Raw genomic sequence first — 13,420 nt, 5'->3', positions numbered from 1 at the left:
GCCACCGCAAGCGGCAGGGCTCCGATCGAGGCGGGCTGCTCGACATCCACCAGCACGGTGCCGTGCTTGGCCTGGAGCTTGCTGAACACCTCGCGTAGTCTCGGCTCGATGTTGGGTAGCCGCTTGTCGAGGACCCATTTCCCGGCCGGGGTCACAGCGGTGGCGTGCTGTTCGCCCTTACCTACGTCCAGGCCCAGGTAGACGTCGATGCCACCCGTGTCGATCACACGCACTCTCACCGCGGCCACGTCGTTCAAGCGGCTGGTGCGCCGCAGGTGGGTCATCGAACGGACGATGTCCTGGCTGACTGGCTACCGCAGACTCAACCACCGCCATGAACGCGACCCCATCAACTACCTGGCCTTCCTAGTACTGCAACGACACTCCGTAACGTTGCGTGTCCTCGCCTCGTTGAGTGTGTTCGTGCTGGAAGACATAACTGACGGATGGTCGGGCGAGTTTGCTGACTTCACGGCGCGGTTCGCCGGCCGCTTCGGTCGGGTGGAACCTCGGCGGCGGATGGTGTCCTACCTGCGGGGACTGCTCGGCGAGGCCGAGCGGAAGAACGGCTGGACCCTGGCCGAGGCCGCAGGCGACGATGGCCCGCAGGGGATGCAGCGCCTGCTGAACCACTACCAGTGGGACGCCGACGCGCTGCGCGACGATGTCCGTGATGCCGTTCTGGAGAACATCGGCGATCCCCATGATGGAGTTCTCATCCTCGACGAGACAGGGTTCCTGAAGAAGGGTGTCCGGTCGGCGGGCGTGGCCCGCCAGTACTCGGGCACAGCGGGCCGGATCGAGGATTCCCAGGTGGCGGTGTTCCTGGCCTACGGATCCAACCGGGGCCGGGCGCTGATCGACCGGGAGCTGTACCTGCCGAAGGCCTGGACCTCGGACCGTGAACGCTGCCGGGCGGCGGGCATCGGAGACGACGTCGAGTTCGCCACCAAACCCGATATCGGACTGCGGATGCTGAAACGCGCGGTGGAATCCGAAGTGCCGTTCGGCTGGGTGACAGCCGATGAACTCTACGGCCAGACCGGGCGCCTGCGGCTCTGGCTGGAGGAGAACGACATCCCCCATGTGCTCGCAGTTCCGAAATCCCAGATGGTCATGACCATGGAGTTCTTCGGCCAGGCCCGCGCGCACGAGCTGATCGGCCGCCTTCCGGACGAGGCGTGGCAGCGCTTGAGCTGCGGTGACGGCGCCCACGGCCCGCGGGAGTACAACTGGGCCGCGGCCCCGATCCGGCCCTGGCGGCGCAAGGGATGGGACCACTGGCTGCTCGCCCGGCGAAGCACCTCCGATCCCACGGAAATCGCCTACTACATCTGCTTCTGCCCGACCGGCACTCCACTTGAAAAGCTCACGGAGATCGCGGGGGCGCGGTGGATGGTGGAGGAGTGCTTCCAGACCGCGAAGAACGAGGCTGGCCTCGACCACTACCAGGTCCGCGGCTACACCCCGTGGTACCGGCACATCACCCTCTCGATGGCCGCTCTCGCTTTCCTCGCTATCCTGCGGGCCGAGACAAAAAAGGGGACGAGAAAACTCGAACTGATGAAGCCCTCGTGCCCGTCAGCATGAACGAGGCACGACGGCTGTTCAACCGCGTCTCCTCTCCGATACGCCACGGAATCCGGCACGCGCTCACCTGGTCCCACTGGCGCAGAAAATCCCAAGCCCGGGCACGCGCCAGCCACTACAAGCGAAGAGGGCATGTCGAAGTGTCGTTGCAGTACTAGACCTGCTTAGGGTGTTCTGCGAGTCTTGGGCGGTTCTCGTAGTCCTTGAAGGCAAGTTGTCCGGTTCCGGTACTTCACGGCGGGCCGTCGGCGCGGTGTGCTGACGGATGTGGGTGAGCGCCCTGCGTACCCGAGCGACCTGTCGGATGAAGCCTGGGAGCTGATCCGGCCGGTCCTCACCGCGTGGAAGGCGAGGCATCCCTCGGTCAGCGGCCATGCCGGCCGGTACGAGATGCGGGAGATCGTTAACGCAATCCTCTACCAGGCCCGCACCGGATGCCAATGGCGCTACCTGCCCCACGACCTGCCACCCAAGAGCGCGGTGTAGTACTACTTCGGCACATGGCGCGACGACGGGACCGCCGAGACCATCCACGACCTGCTGCGCTGGCAGGTCCGCGAAAGCCGCAGGCAACACGAGGACCCCACCGCGGTCGTCCTGGACTCCCAGACCGTGCGGGCCTCGACGAACGCGCCGAAGGAGACGACCGGACTGGATCCCGGCAAGAAGAGCCCGGGGCGCAAGCGGGGCATCGCCACCGATGTACTCGGCCTGGTCATCGCCGTCGTCGTGGTCGCGGCGAGCGTCCACGACAACGCGATCGGCGTCGCGCTGCTGGACAAGGTCGCCCGGAGCGCGCCGACCGTGACCAGGGCGTGGGCGGACGCCGGGTTCAAGAACGCCGTGGTCGAGCACGGCGCCGCCCTTGGCATCGATGTGGAGATCGTCCGGCGTGATCCCGGCGCACGCGGGTTCACACCCGAGCCGAGACGGTGGGTGGTCGAGCAGACCCTGGGCACTCTCATGCTCCATCGCAGGCTCGCACGTGACTACGAGGCGAAGCCGGCCAGCTCGGTGGCGGCGATCCACTGGTCCATGACCGACGTGATGCTCCGGCGACTCACCCGCGCCGCCACCCCGACCTGGCGTGACCCGCCACCGTGGCATCCGCAACCTGTGACCGGCAGGAGCATCGATGAGGGAACTCCTGGACAAAATCGAGTCCCGGCAGCGGCTCGTCCGCGAGACAGTCGAACAACTGCGTGAGCGGATCGCTCGTCTCACCGAACAACTCGCGGCCGCCGAGGACACCTTGAAGCGTCTTGAGATCACCCGGGAGACCATCCTGGAACTGGCGGCCGAGACCGGCACAGAGCCGCCGGAGTCGCTGCCGCCCGGATACCGCGCGATCCTGGCGGTCATCGAGGCATCGGAGGAAGGACTCCGGGCCAAAGACGTCTGCCAGGCGATCGGCCTCGCCCCCGAGCCACGGCATATCGAAGGCACCCGCGCCAAGCTGAAACGCCTGGTCAGCCGCGGCATCCTTACCAAACCCGAGCCCGGCCTGTTTACCCTTACCAACCCGACACCGGCCACCCAGACCTGAACTCCGGCGAAGCTTCACAGAACACCCTCTGAGATCTCCGGGATCGGGGAGCATGCGACGCGGCCGTTCCCCACGCTTCGAGTTGTCGAGTCACGAAGTACGACGGAACAGCCGCTGCTTATGAGTCTTGCAGCCAATGCGCCTGCGAACGGGGCATTGGGTGTCCCGTCCCGCTTTCGGGTCGAGTTCTACGACTGTCTGTACGCCCGTGCGGATTCGTCGCTCGAGCTCACAGATGCGATGCTGTGCACGGGCGGTCCGGTCAAGACTCTGATCGAACTGTCACTCGCCGTCGAGCACCGGCGCGAGCACGGCGCCTTGCATGTGGCGCTGGACTGTGGGCGACGCCCCGAGACGGAGCACCTGCCGACGTGCAGGTGCCCCGCCTGCAGTTCCCGGGTGCCGTCATGGGTGGCGGTGTTCGTGCGCGCTGGGCGTCTTCTGAACGTCCTCCAAGGCGAATCCCGCCAGTGTGGTAGCCCACTCATGAGGACGAGCCCTCAGAGTTACTAGTGTCGTTGCAGCCGGATCAGGGCGAACGCGGCTGGTCATGGCCCACGCACGCCTTGGTGGGTCGATAGGCACCGCACACTGCTGGCAATCGCACGCCGGCTAGGCGGAGTTGGCCGATTCGGGCGTGATAGGCGGCACCGGTGAGGAGTTCGCGGGCAACGGTCGCGGCGTGGCGGTTTCTCGGCTCGGCGAGGTCGGTGCCGGCCGTCCAGGCGTTGAAGGCGCCCATCGCGGGGCCGCACCAGATCTGGAAGTCGGCGACGCGGTCCGGGGTGCCTTCGAGAGCCCACCGGGAGGACTGGCCGAGGTACCAGCGGAAGACGGCCGCCATTCTGAAGCGACGGTCCGCGGCTGCACGCACGGCCATCTCCGGCTGGTTCTCCGCCAGCCAGGCCATCGTGTCGTGTTCGACCTCGGACAGGCTCCGTCGGAACAGCTGCTGTTCCAGCCGGTCTCGTTGGGCGGGTGTCAGGTCGTCGAGGCTGTCATGTCGGTGGTAGAGCCGGTAGAGCTGTCCGGCCCGGCCGGGGAAGAGGCTGCCCCGCTGAAGCACCTGAACATCGATGCCGAGTTCGAACATGTCGGCGGCCGGCGCCGTGGCGCAGTCGGCGATCCCGGCCCGGGCCAGCAGTTCCTTGACGGTGGTAGAGGTTCCGGCCTCGACGCATGCCTGGTTGACGGAACCGGTGACTACGTAGTCGGCGCCGAGGACGAAGGCGGCGTGGGCGGCGGTCGGGGTGCCGATACCGCCAGCCGCGCCGATCCTCACCCGGGGGGCAAGCCGGTCGCGCAGTGCTGTGAAGAGCGGCAGGAGCACGGCCAGCGGCCGGCGGTCGGTGTGCCCCGCCGAGTCAGCTTCGGCGGTGAGGTCGTCGGCGAGCGGCACCCGGCGGGCGAGTTCCGCCTGCTCCGCGCTGATGGCGCCGCGCTGGAGCAATTCGTCCAGGAGCTCGGCAGGCGCGGGCCGGAGGAAGTGCTCGGCCACTTCGCAGCGGGACACCTTGGCCATCACGCGGTGCTCGGAGTGCACGCCACTCCGGGAGTCCTGGCGAAGCCCGAGGGTGCGGAAGCGGACCAGTTCGGCGGTGGGGCGGACAAAGGCGGACGCCTCGATCCGCCGGACGCCATGGGCCAGGAACCGGTCGACGCAGTCGCGTTCGAGCCGGGGTGCAGTCGGCGTGTGAATCAGGTTGGCTGCCCAGGGCCGGCCGGACAGGGCCCGGCCGAGGCGGGCCAGGCCGTCCTCCGCACGGGCGGCGGGGAGACCGGCAGTTCCGAAGGAGGCCAGGTACCCGGCGCGCACCAGAGCCGTGACCAGTTCGACGGAGGAGATGCCAGCGGCCATCGACCCGGCCATGTAGGCGCCGCGCAGGCCTTGCTCGTCGATCAGTGTGGGCGACCCGAGCCGGTCCGGCGCCAGCGGGCCGACGGCGGCTAGCAGTTCGCCTTCGCTGCCGGACGGGAGGGTATGCCGGGCGCCGACCCGTCCGGCGACACGGACGATGTAGCAGGGCTGATCCAGGTGTAGCAGCATCTCGCGGACTGCATCGGCGTCGAAGGCCGTCGTCCGCTCGCGGATTGGTGCCGGTGTCATGGCGTCGGCCTGTGGTCGGTACCGGGCCGGGCAACGATGCTCAGGCCTGTTGCCTGGTACACGCGCAGGCCGTCGCGCCACAGTGCTCCGTCGGCGCGTGCGGTGAGCTTCCCTCCGCCGGAGATGAGGTCGGTCAGGTGCACTTCGGCCTGGACCGTACGATGCGAGGGCAGGATCTGCCCCCGGTAGCCCCAGGCGAGTTCGGTGGCGGTTCCGATGGTGAGGACGGGCGTCGGCATGGCGTCGAGTAGGCCGCTGTGCAGGAGGTACGCGCGCAGTGACTGGTGCATCATCTCGAGGCCGAAGGATCCGGGCATGACCGGATCGTGCAGGAAATGCTGGTCGAAGTACCAGGCGTGGGGGTCGATCCGGGCAGTTCCGAGAGCGTAGCCGAGGCCGTGTGCGCCGCCCTGGAAGACGACCGCTAGGTCATCGAGCAGGGCTAGGCGGCCAGTGCCGAGGCGGGCGTCGGAGGCGACGGCCGGGCGGGCAGTAGGGGGCGGGGCCTGCGGCAGGTGGAGCCAGGGTGACGGGGTGGTACCGGGCCCCGGGGGCCGACCGGGTTCCGCCAGAGAGGCCGCGGCGTAGCAGCCGTATGTGGTCTCTCCGGAGCAGAAGGCTTGGCCGTCCACGCTGAGTTCGAAGGCGTACCGCTGGATCTCGCAGTCGGGCAGGGCTGTATGAGAGAGCAGGGTGGAGCGCTGGGTGACGGTGCGGCCGGCGAGGTCTGGAAGGTGCCGAAGGGTCAGGCGGCCTTCCAGGTTGCGGACCGCCCGGTCCTGGTCCGGGTGTTCCAGGATCAGGCCGTGGGCGATGGCCACGATCGCCGCCCCTTGGAGGGCGATCTCGAGGAGGGCGAGCAGAGGGAAGGCCCTACCTCCGTTGTCCCGGAGGTACCACGGGTCTTTCGGGACGTCGTACTCAGTCGTCATCGCGGCGCCGGGGAGGTACTCGCCGTGGGGCCGTGCCGGGTCTGGGGAGCGGTGGAGCATAAGCAGTTCGCCACGGGGCAGCCGGGTGCGCATGCGGGCCAGTGCGAGGCCGGGAGTCCCTAGGGCCTCATTGATGTCGCCCTCGGCCAGCAGCGCCATGTGGAACTCGTTGACGCGCGCGGGCCGCCCGTCGGCGCAGCGGCGGGTGGCGACCGCGACTCCGCTCGGAGCTTCAGTGGCGGCTAGATGGGTGCCCGGCCCCTCTGTGATTTTGAGGCCAGCTCCGCGCACCTGTCCGATCGGGTGGTCGCCAGCCCGCAGGGTGACGTCGGCGATGAGGTGCGGCCGTGGGGTGAGGGCCACTTTGCGGGGAGCGATCTCGGCCATCACTGTCGTTCCGGGGCGGATGGGGTGGTGCAGTTCGACTCCGAATTCTGGTGCGTCGTGGGGACTGAGGACCGGTTCGGGCAGGTAGCTGGGCAGGCCGAGCTGGGTCGCGTACTCGGCGAGCATCAGGCGGACAGCAGGGAGGGGATCCGGCGCCGTGAGGTGGAGCAGAGCGACGGCCGGGCCGGGGCAGTCGCCCGGGTCGGACGGGTCCGGGCCGGTCAGCCACCGGAGTGCGGCGGGTTCCGGGCGGGGCAGGGTGGCTGGGGTCCGGCGCAGGAGGGTGAGGTAGGCCTGGTGCGCCGAGAGCGTGGCCGCGTGGGCTCGGCGCACTCCGGCAGTGAGGGCGGTGACGGGGTCGGCAGGGCCGGCGGCGTCCGGGAAGGGGGCAGGAACGGAGACAGGAGCGAGCGCAGGGATTTGGGGGTTGAGGGGTAGGAGGGGTGTGAAGGGCGTCCCGTGGAAACTGAGTTCCTCGTCCAGGGGTGTGGTGTCTGTCATTGCCTGGGCTCCTCGTCGGCGTGCGGCCAAGCGGCGCGTGCGGCCAGTTGCGGCACGGCGATGATCGTCTTGAGTCCGGTCCAGCGTTGCAGGACCTTTCCGCTGGGGGTGCAGGCGCTGACGGTGAACGAGATGGAGAGTGGGCTCTGTTCTCCGGCTTCGGCCACGATCACGAACGGTCTGCCGTCGGGCAGCGGCGCGTGCAGGGCGACGTGGTCGACGGCGACGGGCAGGCAGCGGTAACCGACCCTTTCGCGGCCGAGGAGTGCGGCGGCCTGGAGCAGCAGGTCCGCGCTGCCCGGGTTGTAGCGGCGGCCTGCGAAGGTACCGCCGGCTAGGAGGGGTTCGTCCAGTCGTGCGGCGATGACCAGGCGGTCGTCGTCCTGCTCAAAGACCTGGTAGAGCCCCTGGATGGCGGGGCCGTGGAACAGGAAGCCGTCCGCGTAGGCGGGGTGGAGCCGCGTGCGGGAAAGGTTCGCGCACTGTTCCGGGAGAGTAAGCGGACCGGGGGCGGGCGTACGGTCCTCGGTGAGCACCTGCCCCTCGTAGCGGGCTGGCTTTGACGGATTGTCATGGACGCCGATGGTGAGGCCGCCGGTCCTGACGGCCGGCTTCACTAGGTGGTGGAGGTGCTCGGGCTGGGTTCCGTCGAAGAGCAGTCCGCGCTGGATGGTGAAGTCGGTGCAGGCGACTGCACTGCGGCCGTCCTGGAGCTGCTCGGCGAGGTTGAGGCAGCCGCCGACGGCTGCCGTCATGGGCAGGACCGGGACGCCGTCGATCCGGTGGTGGTCCAGCAGCGGCTGGTCGGCCAGGCCAGCCAGGGGGCGGCGTACGGTCAGCGGGTTGGTCAGGACCTGGGGGCGGCGGCGGAGGACAGGCTCGGTCGGTCCGATGACGGTGACCAGATCGCTGGTGTGTGCGGGACTCATCTGTTGGACGAAGTAGTCGCCGCCCTGTTCCCGGGTCAGGAGCGGGACGCCGTGCTGGAGGAAGATGTCCTGCATTCCGGGTGAGGCCATCCCTCCCTGCCAGGGGCCCCAGGCGATCGCGGAGACCCGGCAGCGCGGGTGTGCGGCCTGCCAGGCGCAGGCGAAGCGGTTCAGGGCTTCGTTGGCCAGCGCGTAGTCGGTCTGCCGGGCGTTGCCGAAGATGCCCGCGATCGAGGTGAAGACGACGAGGTGGCGCAGCTGTTCGGGGTCGAGCGTGGCGAGGACGGTGCGCAAGCCGGTGAGTTTGGCGTCGATGACGCGGGCGATGCTGTGCGGGCTCTTGGTGGCGAGCGGCTCGTCCGCCAGGACACCGGCGCCGTGAAGCAGGCCGGTGATGCGCGAGCGGTGGGGCGCGAGGGCGATCCGGACCGCCTCGGGGTCGGCGAGGTCTGCTGCCAGGTATTCGGCGGTGGCGCCGTGGGCCCGCAGGGTGGTGAGGGTTGCCCGGATCTCTTGTCGGCAGGCGAGGTCGGCGGTCTGCTGGTCCAGGGTCGTGCGGGCGGCGGGGAGGTCGGGGTCGCGGCCCTCCTCACGCATCCGTTGGGCCAGCAGTTCGCGCAGCAGCGCCGGGTCCGTGGTGTCGCCGACCCATCCGGGGTCGTCGGTGAGGGGTGTGCGGCCGAGTAGTAGGAAGCCGGCGGGAGTCTGCTGGGCGAGTCGCTCTACGCACCAGGAAGTGATGCCCCGGGCGCCGCCGGTGACCAGGAGTAGATCCTGCGGCCGGACCTCGGTGTCGGGCGGTGTAGGCGTCAGCGGGGCCGGGGCCGGGGTCAACTCCGGTCTGCGCCGGGAGTGGGAGCCCACCGCGACCTCGATGTGGGCGGTGTTCGGGTCGTACAGCTCGGTGAGGAGCGCCTCGGCTGTGGCGGCTTCGTCCAGCTCCGGGTCCAGGTCAACGGCACGGCAGAACAGGGTCGGTTCCTCGAGCGCGAGGGTCTTAACCAGGCCGCCGAGGCCCGCGGCCTGTGCGGCCCACGGGCGAGCGCCTGAGCCGGCCAGGCCGAGCGAGCCGTCCAGGTCGGTGACGGTCACGAACCCCGCTCGGTGGCTCTGCTCGTGTGCAGTGGCGCGCAGTACGGATGCGCAGTGCTTCGCCAGCAGGACGGCATGCCGCAGCCGGGCGATGACATGTTCCGGGTCGGTGAGGGACTCCTGTCCGGCGGGCAGCAGGCACAGGTCGAAGGTGCCTGCCTCGCAGACCGCTGCGGTTACCTCTTCTTCGGACCAGTCTGCCAGTGCTCGGGCGGAGCCGGTCACGGGCACCTCAGGCAGGGCGGCCGTGCGCACCTGCCAGCCTTCCCGGTACAACGCCGCAGAGAGGTTGGCAGCCAGTCCGCTGCCATCGTCGATGAGCAGCGCGGCCGGCTTCGGCCCGTAGGCGTCGAGGAGCCGGTCAGCGACGGGGAGGTCACACAGGGAGAGGAAGGCACGGCCGAGTGGTACGGGGTCGGCGATACTGAGGGCCGTGGTGGTGGTGGTGAGCACTTCGCGCAGCAGGGCCGACAGCTCCCGGATGGTGTGTGCCTCGGCGAAGCGGTAGATCTCCTCGCGGGGGATGACGGGGTAGCGGCGCCAGGCTTCGGCAGCGACCTCGACCTGCTTGAGGGAGTCGATCCCGAGGTCGGCGCGGATTTCCAGGTCGGGGTCGACCATGTCGAAGGCGTAGCCGGTCTTCTCGGCGACGATTTCCCGCAGGACCCGTTCGACCTCTTCGAGGTCGACCACGGCCATCGGAGCGTCGAGGGCGGCTGGGGACGCGCCGGACGGGCCCGTCACTCCGGTCGTGCTGGCCCGCAGCAGGTCGGCGGTGGCCGGGCGGGCTGCTGGTAGCTGCGCGGGCCGAATGCCCGTCTCTCGGGCGGCCCCGGAGGCCGGCGGCCCCTCCTCCCGGGAGGTGTACGGCGGGGTGCCCGGGTACGGGGCGTCGCCGGTTGGGGGGTCCGTGTCACTCGGCCGGGAGGGGGCCGGCGGCGCGGCGACGGCGGCAGCGGCGGCGCGGCTGGGGAACGGCAGGTGCAGCAGTCCGGCAAAGAGCTCGCTCGCACGGGTGTGGGCTTCGCTGAGCGCCAGGCTGTGGCGCTGTACCAGCTCGGCGCGGGCTGCGGCCTGGGGGTCTGGATCGGGGTCCGCAAGGGCGGTGGCCAGTTCCCGGGCGATGTCCAGTTGGCCGCTCAGGAAGCGGTTGTGCATGGTGAGGTGCTCGGTGGCTGCGTCGGCCAGGTGGCGGGGTACCGGTGGGGTCGGTGGCTGTGGAAGGTCTGCGCTCTGGACCGGCCGGACGGCCGACGGCTGCTGGTCAGCCTCGACGGCGGCTGGCACCGGGAGTCCTGCCCGGACCGCGTTGACGGCGAAGTTCGGCCCTCTCAGGACCTGTGCCACGGCGGAGGGCTCGGCCGGCGCCGACGCCTCGTCGGCATCGTAGCGGTTGATGTCCTCGATCGGTAGGCCGAGGACGGCCAGTCGCACCGCCGCCAGTTTCAAGGCCAGGGCAGAGTCGGCGTCCTCGCCGATGTCGGTCGGGACGGCCTCGACCTCCGCTGCCTCGAAGCAGCGCCGTACCAGGCCGCTGAGCACCTGCCGGGGGCCGAACTCGACGAACACCCTCACGCCGTCCTCGTACAGCTCCCGCAGCCGGGCGGCGAAGTTGATTGGCTGGCCGAGCTGCTCGGCCAGCACGCGGCGGTTGTGCTCCGGATCGGGACCGTAGGAGGCGCCGCTGGTGTTCGCCAGGACGGGAACGGTCGGCGGTCCGATCCGCTCCTTCGCGAGGGACTGCGCGAACGCGCCCACGGCCGAGCGGACGTGGCTGGTATGGAAGGCGGCGGCCACCGGCAGGCGGTACGCGGGGATATTACGGCGCTGGCACTCCTCGACGAACGCGACGACGCTCGCGGTGGGACCGCCCAGCACAACATCGTCCTGGGTGTTGCGGTTGCAGACCACCAGCCCGGCGAATTCAAGGGCAAGTTCGACGGCCTGCGGCTCCGGCAGGCGGACGGATACCATCGCCCCGGGGTCGCCGTCCTCGGTGGCGGCCTCCATCGCCCGTCCGCGCGCGGTCGCCAGCCGGGCCATCGCCAGGTCGTCTCGCAGGCTTCCGGCCGCCCACAGCGCGGTCAGCTCGCCAAAGCTGTGGCCGAGCATTGCGTCTGCGGTGAGGCCGAGCTCGGTGAGGTAACGGAACTGGCCCATGCTCAGGGCGGCGATGGCGGGCTGGGCGTAGGCGGTGCGGCGCAGGCGGGCGGTATCGACGGCCCGGTCTCCGCCTGGCGGGGGGAAGACCACCCGGGCCAGCGGTTCGCTGTCGTCCCACTGGGCGTTGACGGAGTCGAAGGCGGTCCGCAGTGGGGGGATCGTCAGCAGTGCTTCCAGGCCCATGTTCACGTACTGGCTGCCCTGGCCCGCGAACAGGGCTGCCACCTTGGTGCCAGCCGGAAGGGCCCGCCGACGGTAGTGGATCCCCTCGGCGTGGTGCCAGTCCTGGTGGCCGGGCTGGGCGCGCAGCTGGGCCACGGCCAGGCTTCGCAGGCGCGCCACGGTGTCGCAGTCGACGGCGACATAGCCGAGGCGCGCGTGGTCGGCCGGGATCGGGCCACTGTCCGGCCCGGCATCGGATTCCAGCAGGCTCAGCAGGGACTCGGGGTCGGGGGCGTGCCAGAGGTGGGCTCGAGGGGCCGGGTGGGCGATCCGGGCGTGGCCATGGCTGGCGGGGTGTTCCTCGAGGACTGCGTGGAAGTTGATGCCGCCGAACCCGAAGGCAGAGACGCCGGCGCGGCGGACCGGGCGGTTCGGGTCCTGGATCCACGGGCGGGCCCGGGTGTTGAGGTAGAGGGGCTGGTCCTCGCCCGGCGCGAACGCCTCGGAAGGGTGGTCAACGCCGATGGTCGGCGGCAGCAGGCGGTGGTGCAGGGCTAGGGCCGCCTTCATCAGCCCTGCGGTGCCGGCTGCGGCCTTGGCATGCCCGATCTGAGACTTGACGCTGCCCACGGCGGCGAAGCGGCGATCTCCGGGCGCTCTGAGGAAGGTGGCCAGCGCGTTCGCCTCGACGGTGTCGCCGACAGAGGTCCCGGTGCCGTGCGCCTCGATCAGCTCGACGCTGCTCGGGGCTACGGCGGCGTCCGCGTAGGCGGCGCGCAGTGCGGCGAGCTGCCCGTCACCGCAGGGGGCGTAGACGCTTCCGGTGCGTCCGTCGCTGGAGGAGCCGAGGCCGCGCAGGACCGCGTAGACGCGATCGCCGTCGCGTTCGGCGTCGGCCAGCCGTTTGAGGGCGAGCATGCCCACTCCCTCGCCCAGCAGGGTGCCGTCGGCGTCCCGGTCGAAGGGCCGGGAGCGGTCACTGGGCGACAGAGCCGGGGTCTTGCTGAAACACAGGTATGTGACGATGGAGTTGTCAGCGTCACAACCGCCGGTGATCATCAAGTCGGCCCGGTGGTCGAGAAGCTCGGCGACGGCGCCGCGCAGAGCGGCCAGCGAGCTGGCGCAGGCCGCGTCCACGGTGTAGTTGGCCGCGCCGAAGCCGAATCGGTTCGCGACCCGGCCGGCGACAATGTTGCCGAGAAGCCCGGGGAACGAGTCCTCTGTCCACTCTGGATGCAGTTCGAGGAAGTGCCGGATGAACGTGTCGATCTGAGGTTCTCTCAGCCCACTGGCTCGGGCCGCCCGCCGCATGTCCGGGGCGAGCAGGCGCGAACCGAGCGGCATCATGCTGGAGTTGGCACCACACACGCCCAGCACCACCCCGGTGCGGGACGGGTCGTACCACGGGGCGCCTGGGCAGCCGGCATCACGCAGGACGTCGCGGGCAACCACCAGGCCGAGCAACTGCACCAGGCCAACCGAGCTGACTGAGGCCGGGGGCATCGCAAACTCGAGCGGGTCGAAGGTCACCGCCGGTAGAAAGCCCCCACGCCGGGAGTAGGTCTTGTCCTGGGCGAACAGATCGGGATCGTAGTGGTGGGCAACGTCCCACCACTGCTTGGGGACGTCGCCTGTGCAGTCCTCGCCGGTGACAACGTTGCTCCAGAACTCGCGGGCGGTACGCGCACGGGGGAAAATTCCCGCCATCCCAACGATGGCAATCGGGGTCCGTGCCATGGCCCGGTCGGGCACCGCATCGACATCAGCGCCTAGATTTGTGGCGGCCGCACCGGCCTGACTGCTCATCCGCATCAATTTCCTCCGGCTGTTTCTCCGTCGCTTTATACTTCGCCCGCCAAACGGTCTTTGCACATACAAGCCGCTATGACCACCCGACTGGTTCAACCGGGGCCTTGCACCGGAGGGACGACTGTGCGCATCCCGCTCCGGACGACCTCGTTACACGAATCAACCCATCCAACCGACGGGAGCGGGCAGTGACGCCGAGAAC

The 13,420-nt window shown here is 69.7% G+C and carries 6 protein-coding genes and 2 pseudogenes; 4 read left to right on the top strand and 4 right to left on the bottom strand.

The features are described 5' to 3' along the window. Nucleotides 1-47 precede the first annotated feature (47 nt). Nucleotides 48-284 (bottom strand): annotated as a pseudogene (locus ACFVU7_RS37025) (transposase); the annotation flags it as partial. Here ACFVU7_RS37025 and ACFVU7_RS37020 point away from each other — a divergent pair. The 4 genes and pseudogenes from ACFVU7_RS37020 (at nt 208) to ACFVU7_RS37005 (ending at nt 3,649) form a co-directional block, all read left to right on the top strand. Then, a complete protein-coding gene (locus ACFVU7_RS37020; RefSeq protein ID WP_388050033.1) occupies nt 208-1,590 on the top strand; it encodes an IS701 family transposase in 1,383 nt (460 codons plus the stop codon). The pseudogene ACFVU7_RS37025 and the gene ACFVU7_RS37020 sit on opposite strands and share 77 nt — an antisense overlap. 267 nt (nt 1,591-1,857) lie before the next feature. Beyond that, nucleotides 1,858-2,679 (top strand): annotated as a pseudogene (locus ACFVU7_RS37015) (IS5 family transposase); the annotation flags it as partial. A gap of 46 nt (nt 2,680-2,725) precedes the next feature. After that, complete coding sequence (locus tag ACFVU7_RS37010; RefSeq protein WP_388050030.1) at nt 2,726-3,136, top strand: hypothetical protein; 411 nt, start codon at nt 2,726-2,728, stop codon at nt 3,134-3,136. A gap of 120 nt (nt 3,137-3,256) precedes the next feature. Further along, nucleotides 3,257-3,649, top strand: coding sequence for a transposase (locus tag ACFVU7_RS37005; RefSeq protein ID WP_388050027.1), 393 nt, complete (start codon nt 3,257-3,259; stop codon nt 3,647-3,649). 16 nt (nt 3,650-3,665) lie between these two features. Here the strand turns inward: ACFVU7_RS37005 and ACFVU7_RS37000 are convergent, their stop codons facing one another. From ACFVU7_RS37000 to ACFVU7_RS36990, 3 genes are all read right to left on the bottom strand, one after another. Beyond that, entirely contained in the window at nt 3,666-5,243 is a 1,578-nt protein-coding gene (locus tag ACFVU7_RS37000; RefSeq protein ID WP_388050024.1) for a PfaD family polyunsaturated fatty acid/polyketide biosynthesis protein, read from the bottom strand. Beyond that, nucleotides 5,240-6,688 carry a hypothetical protein gene (locus ACFVU7_RS36995; RefSeq protein ID WP_388050021.1) on the bottom strand — a complete coding sequence of 483 codons (1,449 nt, stop codon included), beginning with the start codon at nt 6,686-6,688 and terminating at the stop codon, nt 5,240-5,242. The genes ACFVU7_RS37000 and ACFVU7_RS36995 overlap by 4 nt, the downstream gene beginning before the upstream one ends. Before the next feature lie 371 nt (nt 6,689-7,059). Further along, on the bottom strand, nt 7,060-13,146 hold the full coding sequence (locus ACFVU7_RS36990) for an SDR family NAD(P)-dependent oxidoreductase (protein WP_388050018.1): 6,087 nt from the start codon (nt 13,144-13,146) through the stop codon (nt 7,060-7,062). Between the last annotated feature and the right edge of the window lie 274 nt (nt 13,147-13,420).

It is taken from the genome of Kitasatospora sp. NPDC058046, from assembly GCF_042885595.1.
Classification (GTDB): domain Bacteria; phylum Actinomycetota; class Actinomycetes; order Streptomycetales; family Streptomycetaceae; genus Kitasatospora.
Note: the sequence above shows the minus strand (reverse complement) of the source record. Positions and strands in the feature narration are given on the sequence as shown.